Source organism: Pantoea sp. B9002, from assembly GCF_013385945.1.
Lineage (GTDB): Bacteria > Pseudomonadota > Gammaproteobacteria > Enterobacterales > Enterobacteriaceae > Pantoea.
The window spans coordinates 53,893-68,726 of the sequence record NZ_JACAPA010000006.1 but is presented as its reverse complement, the minus strand read 5'-3'; the positions used below and the strand labels follow the sequence as shown (position 1 = coordinate 68,726).

Annotated in this window: 16 protein-coding genes; 13 read left to right on the top strand and 3 right to left on the bottom strand. The window is 56.8% G+C overall.

Annotated features, from left to right (window positions below):
- Positions 1-42: 42 nt before the first annotated feature.
- Positions 43-1,050, bottom strand: coding sequence for a class 1 fructose-bisphosphatase (gene fbp / locus HX773_RS04135; RefSeq protein ID WP_176970550.1), 1,008 nt, complete (start codon positions 1,048-1,050; stop codon positions 43-45).
- Between the two features lie 166 nt (positions 1,051-1,216).
- On the opposite strand from fbp, the gene mpl reads away from it, so the two are divergent.
- Positions 1,217-2,572 carry a UDP-N-acetylmuramate:L-alanyl-gamma-D-glutamyl-meso-diaminopimelate ligase gene (gene mpl / locus HX773_RS04130; RefSeq protein WP_176970549.1) on the top strand — a complete coding sequence of 452 codons (1,356 nt, stop codon included), beginning with the start codon at positions 1,217-1,219 and terminating at the stop codon, positions 2,570-2,572.
- A gap of 86 nt (positions 2,573-2,658) precedes the next feature.
- Here mpl and yjgA read toward each other — a convergent pair whose 3' ends face one another.
- The gene (gene yjgA / locus HX773_RS04125; RefSeq protein ID WP_176970548.1) at positions 2,659-3,201 is read right to left on the bottom strand and encodes a ribosome biogenesis factor YjgA; all 543 of its coding nucleotides are present in this window, start codon (positions 3,199-3,201) and stop codon (positions 2,659-2,661) included.
- Positions 3,202-3,316: 115 nt separating this feature from the next.
- On the opposite strand from yjgA, the gene pmbA reads away from it, so the two are divergent.
- From pmbA to HX773_RS04070, 11 genes are all read left to right on the top strand, one after another.
- Positions 3,317-4,657 carry a metalloprotease PmbA gene (gene pmbA, locus HX773_RS04120; protein WP_176970547.1) on the top strand — a complete coding sequence of 447 codons (1,341 nt, stop codon included), beginning with the start codon at positions 3,317-3,319 and terminating at the stop codon, positions 4,655-4,657.
- A 73-nt stretch (positions 4,658-4,730) separates the two neighbouring features.
- Positions 4,731-5,120 carry a cytochrome b562 gene (gene cybC / locus HX773_RS04115; protein ID WP_061720170.1) on the top strand — a complete coding sequence of 130 codons (390 nt, stop codon included), beginning with the start codon at positions 4,731-4,733 and terminating at the stop codon, positions 5,118-5,120.
- Positions 5,121-5,373: 253 nt separating this feature from the next.
- Entirely contained in the window at positions 5,374-5,712 is a 339-nt protein-coding gene (locus tag HX773_RS04110; RefSeq protein WP_007892186.1) for a glycine dehydrogenase, read from the top strand.
- A 17-nt stretch (positions 5,713-5,729) separates the two neighbouring features.
- Positions 5,730-6,086, top strand: a complete 357-nt coding sequence (locus HX773_RS04105; protein ID WP_008103553.1) for an SFCGS family glycine-rich protein — start codon at positions 5,730-5,732, stop codon at positions 6,084-6,086.
- A gap of 2 nt (positions 6,087-6,088) precedes the next feature.
- Positions 6,089-6,388 carry a DUF4312 family protein gene (locus HX773_RS04100; protein ID WP_176970546.1) on the top strand — a complete coding sequence of 100 codons (300 nt, stop codon included), beginning with the start codon at positions 6,089-6,091 and terminating at the stop codon, positions 6,386-6,388.
- A gap of 55 nt (positions 6,389-6,443) precedes the next feature.
- Positions 6,444-7,220: a DUF4311 domain-containing protein gene (locus tag HX773_RS04095; RefSeq protein ID WP_007892190.1), complete on the top strand. Its 777-nt coding sequence runs from the start codon at positions 6,444-6,446 to the stop codon at positions 7,218-7,220.
- Between the two features lie 12 nt (positions 7,221-7,232).
- A complete protein-coding gene (locus tag HX773_RS04090) occupies positions 7,233-7,880 on the top strand; it encodes a DUF4310 family protein (protein ID WP_176970545.1) in 648 nt (215 codons plus the stop codon).
- Between the two features lie 103 nt (positions 7,881-7,983).
- Complete coding sequence (locus tag HX773_RS04085; protein WP_176970544.1) at positions 7,984-9,117, top strand: amidohydrolase/deacetylase family metallohydrolase; 1,134 nt, start codon at positions 7,984-7,986, stop codon at positions 9,115-9,117.
- Positions 9,101-10,222, top strand: a complete 1,122-nt coding sequence (locus HX773_RS04080; protein ID WP_176970543.1) for a DgaE family pyridoxal phosphate-dependent ammonia lyase — start codon at positions 9,101-9,103, stop codon at positions 10,220-10,222. The genes HX773_RS04085 and HX773_RS04080 overlap by 17 nt, the downstream gene beginning before the upstream one ends.
- Positions 10,219-10,956 (top strand): KDGP aldolase family protein, encoded by a 738-nt coding sequence (locus tag HX773_RS04075; protein ID WP_176970542.1) that lies wholly within the window; start codon positions 10,219-10,221, stop codon positions 10,954-10,956. Before HX773_RS04080 ends, HX773_RS04075 begins: the two co-directional genes overlap by 4 nt.
- Before the next feature lie 24 nt (positions 10,957-10,980).
- Positions 10,981-12,891: a BglG family transcription antiterminator gene (locus HX773_RS04070; protein WP_176970541.1), complete on the top strand. Its 1,911-nt coding sequence runs from the start codon at positions 10,981-10,983 to the stop codon at positions 12,889-12,891.
- Between the two features lie 189 nt (positions 12,892-13,080).
- Here the strand turns inward: HX773_RS04070 and HX773_RS04065 are convergent, their stop codons facing one another.
- The gene (locus tag HX773_RS04065; RefSeq protein ID WP_176970540.1) at positions 13,081-13,980 is read right to left on the bottom strand and encodes a LysR family transcriptional regulator; all 900 of its coding nucleotides are present in this window, start codon (positions 13,978-13,980) and stop codon (positions 13,081-13,083) included.
- A 129-nt stretch (positions 13,981-14,109) separates the two neighbouring features.
- On the opposite strand from HX773_RS04065, the gene HX773_RS04060 reads away from it, so the two are divergent.
- Positions 14,110-14,811, top strand: a complete 702-nt coding sequence (locus tag HX773_RS04060) for a pirin family protein (RefSeq protein WP_176970539.1) — start codon at positions 14,110-14,112, stop codon at positions 14,809-14,811.
- The last annotated feature ends 23 nt before the right edge of the window (positions 14,812-14,834 follow it).

Genomic DNA, 14,834 nt, shown 5'->3' with positions numbered 1-14,834 from the left:
AAAAGCCCGCACGGAGGCGGGCTTTGCACAGCGGGAAAAGACTTACGCTGAATGGTCGTCCGGATATTCACGGATAAAGCGTTCAACGTCGCCCACCATTGAGTCGTTGCCGCAGAAGAACGGGCAGCGCTGGTGCAGCGTTTCTGGCTGGATGTCGAGGATGCGATTGGCACCATCGCTGGCTTTACCGCCCGCTTGCTCCGCCAGGAAGGCCATTGGATTGCATTCGTACAGCAGACGCAGCTTACCTTTCGGATGGCTGGCGGTGCTTGGATAGAGATAGATGCCGCCTTTCAGCAGGTTACGGTGGAAATCGGCCACCAGTGAACCAATGTAGCGCGATGTATACGGGCGCTTCGTGGCGATATCTTCTTCCTGACAGAACTTCAGGTATTTCTTCACACCCTGCGGGAAGCGAATGTAGTTACCTTCGTTGATCGAGTAGGTGTAACCCTTCTCCGGGAAGGTCATGCGCTCGTGGCTCAGGCAGAACACGCCGAGTGACGGATCGTAAGTAAACGCATGCACGCCCACGCCGGTGGTGTAAACCATCATGGTGGAAGAACCGTAAACCACGTAACCCGCGGCAACCTGCTTGTTACCCGGCTGCATGAAGTCGGCTTCGGTGATTGGCGTGCCCGGCTCGCTGATGCGATGGTAGATAGAGAAAATGGTGCCGACGGAAACGTTAACGTCGATGTTTGAAGAACCATCCAGTGGATCCATCAACACCACGTATTTGCCATTCTCGGAGCCTTCGAAGATGACGAATTCGTCTTCTTCTTCCGATGCGATACCGGCCACCACGCCGCGTGCTTTCAGGGCGGCTTTCAGCTTTTCGTTGGCAAACAGATCAAGTTTCATCTGCTGCTCACCCTGCACGTTTTCCACGCCGCTGGCACCCAGAATATCCACCAGACCCGCTTTGTTGATGTCGCGGTGGATAATTTTAGCACCAAGCTTAATGGAAGAAATCAGCGCCGTCAGTTCACCTGTGGCGTGTGGAAAGTCGTGTTGCTTCTCGACGATGAATTCGCCTAACGTTTTCATAACACATTCCCTGCATCTACGATGGAGTGGCAGCAGCTGTAACAAGCTACCAACGTATGAGCGCAGTTTAGCCGATTGAACTTTAAAAACCATAGTCCTAATCCGTTTCTTCCCTCTCAACTCGGCGTTACACTGTGCGCCGAACTTTTGAGTAATGGATCTCTTTATGCGTATTCACATCCTCGGGATTTGTGGCACTTTCATGGGCGGACTGGCAATGCTGGCGCGCTCGCTGGGACACGAAGTCACCGGCTCAGACGCCAATGTCTATCCGCCGATGAGCACGTTGCTGGAACAGCAAGGCATTGAATTGACAGAAGGTTACGATGCCAGTCAGCTCGATCCGCAACCGGATCTGGTGATCATTGGTAACGCGATGACGCGCGGCAATCCTTGTGTGGAAGCGGTACTGGAACGCAACATTCCTTACCTCTCCGGCCCGCAATGGCTGCACGATTTCGTCCTGCGCGATCGTTGGGTGCTGGCGGTGGCGGGAACCCACGGTAAAACCACCACAGCCGGCATGGCAGCGTGGATTCTCGAGGCCTGCGGCCTGGAACCGGGCTTTATCATCGGTGGTGTGCCAGGAAACTTCGAGGTTTCGGCAAAATTAGGAAAAAGTCCATTCTTCGTCATCGAAGCGGATGAGTACGACAGCGCGTTCTTCGACAAGCGTTCCAAGTTTGTGCATTACTGCCCGCGCACGCTGATCCTCAACAACCTTGAATTTGATCACGCGGATATCTTTGACGATCTGCGCGCCATCCAGAAGCAGTTCCATCACTTGATTCGTATCGTGCCGGGCCAGGGCAAGATCCTGCTGCCGGAGCACGATAACAACATCAAGCAAGTGATGGCGATGGGCTGCTGGAGCGAGCAGGAAACCGTGGGCGATAACGGTCACTGGCAGGCGAAAAAGCTGACGCCGGACTCCTCACATTGGGAGATCTGGCTCAACGGCGAGAAAGTCGGCGAAGTGAACTGGGCGCTGGTGGGTGAGCACAACATGCACAATGGCCTGATGGCGATTGCGGCGGCGCGTCATGTTGGGGTGAAACCGGTGGATGCCGGTGAAGCGCTGAGCAGCTTCATTAATGCCCGTCGTCGTCTCGAACTGCGTGGTGAAGTGAACGCCATCAAGGTGTACGACGATTTTGCTCACCATCCTACCGCGATTCTCGCCACGCTGGCCGCGCTGCGCAGCAAAGTGGGCGGCACGGCACGCATTCTGGCGGTGCTGGAGCCGCGCTCTAATACCATGAAGATGGGCGTGAGCAAGAATGAGTTAGCGCCATCGCTGGGCCGCGCAGATGAAGTGTTCCTGTTCCAGCCGCACCATATTCCGTGGCAGGTTTCCGACGTGGCCGAGGCGTGCATTCAGCCAGCGCAGTGGAGCGCGGATATCGATACGCTGGTAGAAATGGTGGCGAAGAAAGCCCAGCCAGGCGATTCGATTCTGGTGATGAGTAACGGTGGGTTTGGTGGGATTCACCAGAAACTGCTGGAGCGGTTAGGGCGGTGATTGTGCGGTGGCCATCAATGGCCACCCTACAACGGCACATCGTAGGGTCGGCATTCATGCCGACCTTTTTCATGCCCGCAGCAAACTTACGCTTCTGCCAGCTCGCGCAGATACTGGAAAATCAGGCGGGCGGACTTTGGTGGCTTGTTAGTGGCTTTCTCTTTCTGCGCGTTACGGATCATGCTGCGCAGTTGCTGACGATCGGCGTGCGGATAGAGGTTAAACACTTCAGCGACCGCGTCATCACCTTGCTCGATCAAACGATCGCGTAAAATCTCCAGCTTATGGAACAGCGCAACCTGCTGGTTGTGACGGTTCTTCAGCTTATCCAGCGCCTGGCGAATCGGATCTTCATCGCGTGAACGCAGCATCTTACCGATCAGCTGCAGCTGACGGCGACGACCTTCTTTCTTGATGCGCTGCGCCAGTTCAATGGCGTCACGCAGTTGTTCGTCGAGTGGAATCTTATCGAGGGAATTTTTCCCCAAATCAACTAACTCGGCGCCAAGGCGTTTTAGCTCTTCGGCATCGCGTTTAATTTCGCTTTTACTGACCCAGATAATCTCTTCGTCTTCTTCGTCATTATTATCCGGCACATCGTCGAGCCAGTCATCGGGCTGCTTGGTCATCTCTTGGCTCCCAAAAAAAAGAGGCTAATCCTACCAGTTTATCGGGCGACTGCGAAATTGTTCTCTGAGTCTGATAGACTCAAACAATTCATACTTAAGATTAGACGGCAGGTCGATGAACGTATCTACTCAGGTTGCAGAACAACGTAAAGTGTTGGAACAGGCTGTCGCGCAGGCGTTGGAACTGGCAAAAGCCAGCACCGATGGCGCTGAAGTGGCGGTCACGAAAACCACCGGCATCGGCGTCAGTACCCGTTATGGCGAAGTGGAAAACGTCGAATTCAACAGCGATGGTGCGCTTGGCATCACCGTTTATCATCAAAATCGTAAAGGCAGCGCCTCTTCAACCGATCTCAGCCCGGATGCGATTAAACGCACCGTGCAGGCGGCCATCGACATTGCGCGCTACACCTCGGTAGATCCTTTTGGCGCACCGGCCGATCCCGATCTGCTGGCGTTTGAAGCGCCGGATCTCGATCTCTACCATCCGTGGGAGATCGATGCCGATCGCGCTATCGAACTGGCCGCTCAGGCGGAACAAGCGTCGTTGCAGGCCGACAAGCGCATCACCAATACCGAAGGCGGCAGCTTCAACAGCCACGTTGGCATCAAAGTGTTTGGTAACAGCCACGGCATGTTGCAGAGCTACTGCTCCAGCCGCCATTCGCTCTCCAGTTGTGTGATTGCCGAGCAGGACGGCAATATGGAGCGCGATTACGCGTATACCATTGGCCGCTCTTTTGACGATCTGAAAAGCCCGGAATGGGTTGGAGCCGAGTGCGCCCGCCGCACGCTGTCGCGTCTGGCACCGCGCAAGCTCTCGACCATGAAAGCGCCGGTGATCTTCGCGCCGGAAGTGGCGACCGGTTTGTTTGGTCATCTGGTTGGCATGATCAGCGGCAGCAGCGTGTACCGCAAATCGACCTTCCTGCTCGATTCGCTCGGTAAGCAGATTCTGCCGGAGTGGCTGACCATTGAAGAGCATCCGCACCTGCTGAAAGGATTGGCGTCCACGCCGTTCGACAGCGAAGGCGTGCGCACTCAATCGCGTGACATCATTAAAGATGGCGTGCTGCTGAACTGGCTGTTGACCAGCTACTCGGCGCGCAAACTTGGCTTGCAGAGCACCGGCCACGCGGGCGGCATCCATAACTGGCGCATTGCTGGTCAGGGCCACAGCTTTGACGACCTGCTGAAACAGATGGGCACCGGTTTAGTGGTAACCGAGATGATGGGCTCCAGCATCAACGGTATGACCGGCGACTACTCGCGCGGCGCATCCGGTTTCTGGGTGGAAAACGGTGAGATTCAATATCCTGTGAGCGAGATCACAATCGCCGGTAACCTCAAGGATATGTGGCTCAATATGGTAACTGTCGGTAACGACATTGAAACCCGCAGCAATATACAATGCGGTTCGGTGCTGCTGCCGGAGATGAAAATCGCCGGACAATAAGAGTCATCGCTTTCTGAAAGCAGCCCGCAAGGCTGCTTTTTTTTTGGCCCGACAATAATAAAAGGAAATACCAATGCGTAATAAGCATGTGATTGCAGTGTTGTCGTTATCGCTGTTGTTCTCCTCGGCTAGCGTGTTTGCGGCCGATTTAGAAAAAGATATGGATGCGCTTAAAGATGGTCTGAGCGTGGTGAAGAAAACCTCCGACGCGCAGGAAATGCATACTGCGCTGGGTAAAATGCGCCAGGCGGCAACGGATGCTAAGCAATCCACGCCGGAAAAACTGGAAGGTCAGGCGGCCGATAGCGCGCAGATCAAGGATTATCACGCCGGTCTTGATTCGCTGATTGCCCAGATCGATGTGGTCGATCAGCTGGCGCAAGCCAACAAGCTGGACGAAGCCAAGGCCGAAGCCAAGAAACTGGAAGATATTCGCAACGCTAACCATAAGAAATTCCGCTGATAACACGGCCAGCCCAGCGGCTGGCCTTATTCCTCTTTGCCTTCTCACCGTTTAAATCCGCCTAAATCCATCATTTCTCGCATTTTGTGACCGCTTTCGCACACTTCGTGCGTCCTGAGATCTGGCGCACACTCGCCCGTGGGATTTCCACTTTGAGGTGGAAAAGATGCGTCTCAACAGCCTGCAGCGGAAAGCGTAATTTCTTTTCAACGCGAATTATCTGTAATTGTCCGCTGTAAACAGGAGTAACAAGGTGAGGAGTGAAGCTGTCCCGCTGAAACAGAGCACGCCGGAAGCGATCCAGGCGCTGGCGGATAAGGTATTAAGCCAAATTGCAGCGATCTACGCCGCGCATCACATCGAAGCCAACGCTGTGCAGCAGCAGATGCTGGCTTCGCATGTCCGTGCGATGGCATCGCGCTCCCTGACGGGTGAAGCGCTGCCGGAAGTAGAAGCTGAGCTGTTTGAAGATATCTCGCCGGAAACCATGGCGCTGGCGCAGCAGGTGGTTGATCTGTTTGGCAATCTGCCAAAAGAAGAAGCCTGGCTGTTATCCGTCCATATCGAAGTGGCGAAATCGAACGAAGCATAAATTGCGAGGAATTGAACATGGTAACTGTAGTGATTGGCGATCGTCTGGGTAAAGGTCAGAAAGTAGCAGCGGGCATCGAGAAAGCCGGTGGTCGTGCGGTGGTGGTGCCGGGCGTGGCAGCCGACATGAAGCTGGGCGACGTGATGAAAGCGGAAAACGCCGATTTCGGCATCTCCTTCTGCGGCAGCGGCGGTGCCGGTGCGATTACCGCGCAGAACAAATATGGCTACAAAGCCAAACACGGGATGCGTTCGATTGACGAAGGCGTTACCGCCATCAATGAAGGTGCCACCGTGCTGGGCTTCGGCTTTATGGATAAAGAAGAGCTGGGTGAGCGTCTGGTACAGGCCTGGACTAAAAAACACGGCAGCTAAGTATGAAACAGCAATACGAGACGCAGGTAACGGTGCAGGGCAAAGGCGACAGTAAAGCAAAAGCCTTTGCCGATGCGCTGAGCAAGGTGCAGCAGCAAGTGCTGCGCACCAGCCAAAAGATTCTGTTGCGCATTGAACCCATGGATGTGCGGGTGCTGCGCGCGCAGGAGAGCGTGCGAAGGGAGAAGTTTCTCTTTTTCTTCCTGGCGCGCGAGCGACGGAATTACAGCGTTGAGCTGGAAATTACCGTTAGCGTCACCGTGATCGATACCGACAAGGTGCAATTCACGGCGGCCTCATAGAACAGCCCAACACCATGCTGTGGCGGGTATAAAAAACGACAACAAAGGTAACAACATGTTCTTAATCATTTTGTTTAAGTCGTTAATCATTGGCGGATTGGTTGGCGTCGGGGTGGGAGCGGGCGCAGCGCGCATGTTCCACGCACCGACCACGCAAGGTATGGGCGCGTTCCGTACTTTGGGTGAACTCAATTCCTGTGAAGGCGATCCGGCATCGCACTTCTCCTTTGGTCTCGGCTTCTTCTTTAACGCCTGGGCATCATCCGTGGCAGCGGGTTCTTTCACGCAGGACGTCGATCACCGCATTTTGCCTAACTGGGGCGCGGCGGCATTGATGGTGAAAAACCGCAACGTGGCGGAAACGCTGCACAATCCGAAACGCATGGCGATTGCCTGCGGCATCATCGGCATGATTGTGGTGGCCTTCCTTAACAGCACCGCATCTGCGGTTCCGGCAGCCTTGCAGGTTACGGCGGTGAAAGTGCTGGTTCCGGCAGCGAACCTGCTGGTGAACACCGTGATGCCAGTGATCTTCTGGCTGGCAGCGATTGATGCCGGTAAGAAATCTGGCTTCTGGGCCACCATCTTTGGCGGTCTGGCGCAGCTGATCATGGGTAACGCCGTACCGGGTTTGGTGCTGGGCATCCTGATCGGTAAAGGCGTGGAAGAGAGCGGCTGGAACAAAGTCACCAAGGTGATGATGTTTGCCATCGTGCTGCTGTTTGCCTTAAGCGGCTTCTTCCGCGGTTTCGACATGAAACTGCTGCAATCCTTCCAACTGGGTATTCCGGGCTGGCTGGATATGATCCACAACAGCGTCAGCGGCAAATAAGGAGCCATCAGCATGAACGAGAACGAAAACAAAGGGTTCTGGTACGCCGACTGGTCTTTCCCGATTTTTGTTGGCCTGCTCTCCTCCGGCGTGTTTGCCGGTACGCACATGTATTACCTGTACGGCATTGGTGCTTTTAACGAAGTGGCGTTTGTTTCGATGCTGCGTGCTGGTATGGAAACCGGCGTGTATGGCGCGGTGGCGGCGTTTGGTGCCAGCTTCCTGTTTGCACGCATTATCGAAGGTTCGCTGGTGGGGATTCTCGATATCGGCGGCGCGATCCAGACCGGCGTCGGCCTCGGCGTGCCTGCGTTGCTGCTCGGTGCAGGAATCGTGTTCCCGGTCGCCAACTTTGCCGCATCGCTGGCGACGGGTTTGGTGGTGGGATTGGCGATTGGTTATCTGATCATCCTGGCGCGTAAGTTCACCATCAACCAGAGCGACTCAACCTACGGCGCAGACGTGATGATGGGCGCGGGTAACGCATCGGGCCGTTTCCTCGGGCCGCTGATTATCCTGTCTGCCATGGCCGCGTCGATTCCGATTGGTCTCGGTTCGCTGGTGGGCGCGCTGCTGTTCTACCTGTGGAATAAGCCTATTACCGGCGGCGCGATTTTGGGCGCGATGGTGTTGGGTGCGATGTTCCCGATTTCGCTGTAATGCGGTTGGTTTGACGGTCGCCATGAATGGCGACCCTACGATGGGTTGCAGCGATTTTCGTAGGGTGCGCATTTATGCGCACCTTAATGAGTAAGGAGTAAGCATGTTTGATCTGATTCTGCGCCGCGCACGTCTGTGCGACGAACTGCTGGTGGATATTGCCATCCAGCACGGCAAAATTGCCGCCGTCGGCGAGGTGAGCGGCCCGGCACAGCAGGAGCGCGATCTCGCGGGACGTTACTACGTCAGCGCTGGCTGGATTGACAGCCACGTGCACTGTTATCCCAAATCCCCGATTTATCACGACGACGCCGACACCATTGGCATGGCGCAAGGCGTCACCACGGTGGTGGATGCCGGCAGCACCGGCGCTGATGACATCGACGACTTTTATCAGCTCACGCGTTCGGCTACCACCGAAGTGCGTGCGCTGATCAACATTTCGCGCACCGGTATCGTGACGCAAAACGAGCTGGCCGATATGGCGCAGATCGATAGCGATGCGGTGGTGCAGGCGGTGAAACGCCGTCCCGACTTTATCGTCGGCTTGAAAGCGCGCATGAGCAGCAGCGTGGTGGGCGAGAACGGCATTCAGCCGCTGGTGCGGGCCAAGGCAATTCAGCAGGCAGCCGGCAACTTGCCGCTGATGGTGCACATCGGCAACAACCCGCCGGTGCTGGAAGAGATCGCCGATCTGCTGACCTCCGGCGACATCATTACCCACTGTTTTAACGGCAAACCGAACCGTATCTTGTCGCCGCAGGGCGAACTGAAAGCGGCGGTGAAAAATGCCATCGCGCGCGGCGTGAAGCTGGATATCGGCCACGGCGGTGCCAGCTTCAGTTTTGAGGTGGCGCGTCAGGCGATTGCGCAGGGCATTCTGCCCGACACCATCAGCTCCGACATTTACTGTCGCAACCGCATCAACGGCCCGGTGCATAGCCTGGCGCACGTAATGTCGAAATTCTTCAGCATTGGCATGACGCTGCCGCAAATCATCGAGTGCGTCACCGTTAATGCCGCTGCTGGCCTGCGTCTGGCGGGCAAAGGGCGCTTAACCGCCGGTTATGACGCCGACCTGACCATTTTTACCGTCAAAGAGGAAGCCCGCCCGTTCGTCGATGCTGAAGGCGAGCGGGTGATGGGTGAGCAACATATTTTGCCGCAGGCCGTGGTTATCGCCGGTCACTGGCATCTGACTGATGAAGGGAAAGCGAATCATGTCTTCGATTTATGAAAAATATGACCTGAAACAGGTCATCAACGCCTCGGGCCGCATGACCATTCTTGGCGTTTCCACGCCGTCTGCGGAGGTGGTGGATACCGTCAGCTACGGTCTGAATCACTACTTCGAGATGAAAGATCTGGTCAATAAGACCGGTGCTTACATCGCCAAACTGCTGGACGTGGAGAGCGCGGTGGTGGTGTCGTGTGCCTCGGCGGGCATAGCGCAGAGCGTGGCGGCGGTGATTGTTAAAGATAACGACTGGCTGCTGGAAAATCTGCACGCCGCGCCGCTCAGCGTGCCACACGATATCGTGGTGCCAAAAGGGCATAACGTGAACTTTGGCGCGCCGGTTGGCAGCATGGTGGCGCTGGGCGGCGGTCGTTTAATCGAAGCCGGTTACAGCAACGAATGTTCGCCAGAGCAGCTGGCGGCGGCGATCACGCCCACCACGGCGGCGCTGATGTACATCAAATCGCACCACTGCGTGCAGAAAAGCCATCTCAGCGTGGAGCAGGCGGCAGTTGTGGCGCGCAAACACGGCATTCCATTGATTGTCGATGCGGCAGCGGAAGAAGATTTGCAGTGCTACTACCAAATGGGCGCGGATCTAGTGATTTACAGCGGTGCCAAGGCGATTGAAGGGCCGACCAGCGGCTTAGTGATTGGTCGTACGCAATACGTTGAGTGGGTGAAACGTCAGAGCAACGGTATTGGCCGCGCGATGAAAGTTGGTAAAGAGGGCATTCTTGGCCTGACGCAGGCGATTGAAAACTATCTGGTGCAGCCAAAAACCACCGGCGCCGAGATGGTGGCTAACATGACGCCTTTCATCGACAACCTCAACACGCTGAACGGCGTCAGCGCGCGCGTGGTGTGGGATGCCGCCGGACGCGATATTGCGCGTGCCGAAATCAAGTTTGATGAAGCGGTCACCGGCTGGCCGACTGGCGAACTGGTGCAGGCGCTGAAAACCGGCGACATCGCCATCTATTTCCGTGGCTACAAAGCCAACGAAGGCATTATCGAAGCCGATGTGCGCAGCGTTAGCGCCGATCAGCTGCACATCATCTTTAGCGCTATTCAGGCGTTGATCAGCGGAGGAAAACGCGCATGAGTCTGAACCCGAATTTCTATCAGGATCGCCTGTGCCTTAACGTGCTGGCCGGTTCGAAGCAGAACGCCAAAGAGATCTGGCAGGCGGCTGAAGGCCATGTGCTGGTGGGCGTGTTGTCAAAAAACTACGCCAGCAATGAAGCGGCAATTACCGATATGCGCGAGTATGCGGCGCTGATCGACAATGCGCTGTCCGTGGGTTTAGGCGCGGGCGATCCGAACCAGTCGGCGATGGTGAGTGAGATCTCGGCGGTGCTGCAACCGCAGCACGTCAATCAGGTGTTTACCGGCGTGGCGACCAGCCGTGCGCTGCTCGGCCAGAATCAAACCGTGGTGAATGGTTTGATTTCACCCACCGGCACGCCGGGCCTGGTGAAAATCTCCACCGGACCGCGCAGCTCAAAGAGCGCCGACGCAATTGTGCCGATCGACAGCGCTATCGCAATGTTGCAGGACATGGGCGGCAGCTCGGTGAAATACTTCCCGATGGGCGGCCTGAAAGCGGTGAATGAGTATCGTGCGGTGGCGGAAGCCTGCGCGCGTTACGACTTCTGGCTAGAACCCACCGGCGGCATCGATCTCAATAATTTCGAAGAGATTGTCCGTATTGCGCTCGATGCCGGTGTGAGCAAAGTGATCCCGCACGTTTATAGTTCGATTATTGATAGCGCAAGCGGCGACACGCGCATTGACGATGTGCGTCAGCTTCTGGCAACGTGCAAGAAACTGCTGTAACAAATGAGTAACAGGTGAGGCTCCGTGAGATTTCCCAATCAGCGTCTGACCCAGCTTTTCGCTGCGCTGCAAAATGAAACGCTGCCGCAGGATGAGCTGGCACGCCGCTTTTCCGTTTCAACGCGCACGGTGCGCACCGATATCACCGCGCTGAACGCGCTGCTGGAGCAGCACGGCGCGCAGTTTGTGCTGGCGCGCGGCGCGGGATATCAACTCAAAATTGACGATGCGGCGCGCTTTGGCCGCTTACAGCAAGAGAGCGCCACGCCGCTGCGCGTGCCGCGTACTTCGCAGGAGCGCGTGCGCTATCTGCTGACGCGCTTTCTTACTGCGGCGTATTCGATCAAGCTGGAAGATCTGTCGGAAGAGTGGTTTGTCAGCCGCGCCACGCTGCAAAGCGATATGGCAGAAGTGCGCGAATGGCTGGGCCGCTATCACCTCAATATCGAAACCAAACCGCATTACGGCATGAAGCTGTTCGGCAGCGAGGCGGCGATCCGCACCTGCTTAACCGACCTGCTGTGGCAGATCGATCAGGAGACGCCAGACAGCCCGCTGCTGACGGTGGAAGCGCTGCACAGCGGCATCCTGGCGCAGCTCGAACCTTTGCTGCAACAATGCTTTGCCCAGCATGCCATTCGCCTCAGCGATGAGGGCGATCGCTATCTGCAAATCTACTGCGCGGTGGCGGTGCGACGCATCAGCGAAGGTTTCCCGCTCAACGATCCGGGTGCGGAAGATGTGGGCGAGGAAGTGCGCGAAGCGGCGCACGACCTGATAAACCTGATGCGTCCGCTGGTCGGCAAACCGATTTCACAGGCGGAAGAGAACTGGCTGCGGGTCAACATCGCCGCGCGCCAGATTCAGGCGCTGGCACCGAGCACCATTAACGCCGACGACGCCGATGCGCTGGTCGATTACCTGCTGAACTACATCAACACCCATTACAACTATCGGCTGCAGCACGACGAGCAGCTGCGCGCCGATCTGCTCACTCATATCAAAACCATGATCACGCGGGTGCGCTACCAAATCCACATCCCCAATCCGCTGCTGAGCAACATCAAGCAGCACTATCCAATGGCCTACGATGTGACGCTGGCGGCGGTGACCAGCTGGGGCAAATACACGCCTTATACTATCAGTGAGAACGAGATCGGTTTTCTGGTGCTGCACATCGGCGTCGGGCTGGAGAGGCATTACGACGTTGGCTATCAGCGCCATCCGCAGGTGCTGCTGGTGTGCGACAGCGGCAACTCCACGCTGCGCATGATCGAAGCGCTGCTGCTGCGCAAATACCCGCAATTGGTGGTGACGGCGCGACTGTCGCAGCGCGACTATGAACTGCGCGATCATATTGATGAAGACTTCGTGATCTCTACCGCGCGGCTCAGCGAGAAGAACAAGCCGATTGCGGTGATGTCGCCATTCCCAACCGAGTTCCAGCTGGAGCAGCTCGGCAAGCTGGTGCTGGTGGATCGCACGCGCCCGTACATGCTGGAGAAGTACTTCGATGCCCAGCACTTTATGGTGCTGGATAAGCCGATGGCGCAGTCAGAGTTGTTCCGCCTGCTGTGCGATCAGCTGGAAGGTGAAGGTTTTGTCGATGCGGATTTTTATCCGTCGGTTGAGGAGCGCGAAGCGATTGTCAGCACCCTGCTCGGCGAAGGCATCGCGCTGCCGCATTCACTCGGCTTGCTGGCGCAGAAAACCGTGGTCTACACGGTGCTGGCGCCGCACGGCGTCAGCTGGGGCGAGGAGACGGCATCGGTGATTTTCCTGCTGGCCATCAGCAAAAGCGAGTACGAAGAGGCGATGGCGATTTACGATTTGTTCGTCACTTTCCTGCGCGAAAGGGCGACGGCGCGGCTGCGTGATTGCGCCGATTTCGTCAGTTTTAAAGCAGTGGCGATCGATTGTTTGAGTCGGTTGTAGGTTTTGTGCGCGCTGTCCCCCATCCCGGCCTTCCCCCGCAAGCGGGGGAAGGAGATGCTGACACATGCAGCTTCATCACTGACATGTGGCAGCATCTTCCTCCCAAATGCAGCTTAATCACTGACATATGGCAGCATCTTCCTCCCCCATTTATGGGGGAGGACCGAGGTGGGGGACTGCGGGCACAATCTAACCGCGCTTCGCCAGCAACCTCGGAATCTCACGCAAACACCAGGCTTTGGCTTCGCCCATGCTGTCGCGGCGCCACGCCATAATAATGTCCACTTCACGCGTATATTCGGCGCTCACCACGCGTAAACGACCTTCGGCGATATCCTGCTCCACCATCGGATACGGCATGGTCGCCACACCCAAACCGGCCAGTAGCGCGCGGCGTTTATCATCCATGCTGCTTACCGTCAGACGCTGCTGCTTGTCCAGCAACTGCACCGTCAGCACCGGGCGCTCGCGTGCGGTGTCCGCCACCGCGATGCCGCGATATTTCACGCGCGTCACTTCTGACAGCGGCTCAGCTTCCTGATGAATCGGATGATCCGGGCTGGCAACGTAGACGCTCATAATGCTGTACAGCTTGCGGGTGTTGATTTCGGTTGAGGCGCGGAAGTGCATATCCGGGGCAATCACAATATCGGCGCGTCCCTGTTCCAGCCTTTCCCATGCGCCGGCTAACACTTCCGTGATCAGCGAAATCTGCGTATTGGCTTTTTCTGACAGCTTTTCTACCAGCGGAAACAAACGTTCGGAAGGAACCAGCGCCTCGGCAACAATGGTGAGATGCGTTTCCCAACCGCGCGCCAGCGCTTCGGCATCGGTGGTGAGTTTATCGGCGGCTTCCAGCAGCACGCGGCCCCGTTCCAGCAGCATGCGGCCCACGTTGGTGAACTTGGTGCGGTGGCCGGAACGGTCAAACAGCACCACATCCAGCTCCTCTTCCAGCTTCTGCATGGTGTAGCTCAGCGCGGAAGGGACGCGACCCAGTTCATCGGCCGCGGCGGCAAAGCTGCCACGACGGTCAATAGCATCCATCACCCGTAAAGCTTCAAGAGTTAACGCGCGGTCTTTTGCCATGCCGATTCTCTGTCAGTAAATTTGAACATGCCAGGCAGATTAACTGGCTTACAATCCGGCGTCCAGACTTTTACCATAATCCCATCAAGCCTGCGGTCGGATCTCACCGCAGCGCGTCGGAGGATTATCATGATGACAACCCGCTGCGCGTCCGCATGTGGCCAGGCCGATTTCGGTTGGTTGCAGGCGCGCTACAGCTTCTCATTTGGCCACTATTTCGATCCAAAATTAATGGGCTACGCGTCGCTGCGCGTGCTCAACCAGGAAATTCTGGCACCGGGCGCCGCATTCCAGCCGCGCAGTTATCCGCAGGTCGATGTGCTGAATCTGGTGCTGCAAGGTGAAGCCGAGTATCGCGACAGCGAAGGCAATCATCTGGTGGCGCGCGAAGGCGAGGCGATGCTGCTCTCTGCGCGTCAGGGCGTGAATTACAGTGAAATCAACATCAGCAAAGATCGCCCGTTAACCCGCATGCAGCTGTGGCTGGCGGCCTGTCCGGAACGTGAAAATCCGCTGTTGCAGAAGCTCGAGCTGCCGCAGCAAACCAGCGTATTGATCGCCTCGCCCGATGGCGCGCAGGGGAGCCTGCAGCTGCGCCAGCAGGTTTGGGTGCATCAGGTGACGTTAGCGCCGGGCGAGCAGTACACGGTGAAATTGCACGGGCCGCGCGCTTATCTGCAATCGATCCATGGTTCGCTGGATGTGCAGGCCAGCAGCGCCAATCAGCAGCCGCTGAACTGCGGCGACGGCGCGTTTCTCAGCGATGAGAACCAGATTAGCCTGCAGGCCAGAACGCCGCTGCGCGCGCTGGTGATTGACCTTCCCGCGTAATCCTCACGCACAAAAAAGGGCGA

Excerpts from the sequence above, each read along its gene's own strand:
- fbp (WP_176970550.1), bottom strand. The coding sequence starts at position 1,050 with ATGAAAACGTTAGGCGAATTCATCGTCGAGAAGCAACACGACTTTCCA.
- mpl (WP_176970549.1), top strand. The coding sequence starts at position 1,217 with ATGCGTATTCACATCCTCGGGATTTGTGGCACTTTCATGGGCGGACTG.
- yjgA (WP_176970548.1), bottom strand. The coding sequence starts at position 3,201 with ATGACCAAGCAGCCCGATGACTGGCTCGACGATGTGCCGGATAATAAT.
- pmbA (WP_176970547.1), top strand. The coding sequence starts at position 3,317 with ATGAACGTATCTACTCAGGTTGCAGAACAACGTAAAGTGTTGGAACAG.
- cybC (WP_061720170.1), top strand. The coding sequence starts at position 4,731 with ATGCGTAATAAGCATGTGATTGCAGTGTTGTCGTTATCGCTGTTGTTC.
- HX773_RS04105 (WP_008103553.1), top strand. The coding sequence starts at position 5,730 with ATGGTAACTGTAGTGATTGGCGATCGTCTGGGTAAAGGTCAGAAAGTA.
- HX773_RS04100 (WP_176970546.1), top strand. The coding sequence starts at position 6,089 with ATGAAACAGCAATACGAGACGCAGGTAACGGTGCAGGGCAAAGGCGAC.
- HX773_RS04095 (WP_007892190.1), top strand. The coding sequence starts at position 6,444 with ATGTTCTTAATCATTTTGTTTAAGTCGTTAATCATTGGCGGATTGGTT.
- HX773_RS04090 (WP_176970545.1), top strand. The coding sequence starts at position 7,233 with ATGAACGAGAACGAAAACAAAGGGTTCTGGTACGCCGACTGGTCTTTC.
- HX773_RS04085 (WP_176970544.1), top strand. The coding sequence starts at position 7,984 with ATGTTTGATCTGATTCTGCGCCGCGCACGTCTGTGCGACGAACTGCTG.
- HX773_RS04080 (WP_176970543.1), top strand. The coding sequence starts at position 9,101 with ATGTCTTCGATTTATGAAAAATATGACCTGAAACAGGTCATCAACGCC.
- HX773_RS04075 (WP_176970542.1), top strand. The coding sequence starts at position 10,219 with ATGAGTCTGAACCCGAATTTCTATCAGGATCGCCTGTGCCTTAACGTG.
- HX773_RS04065 (WP_176970540.1), bottom strand. The coding sequence starts at position 13,980 with ATGGCAAAAGACCGCGCGTTAACTCTTGAAGCTTTACGGGTGATGGAT.
- HX773_RS04060 (WP_176970539.1), top strand. The coding sequence starts at position 14,110 with ATGATGACAACCCGCTGCGCGTCCGCATGTGGCCAGGCCGATTTCGGT.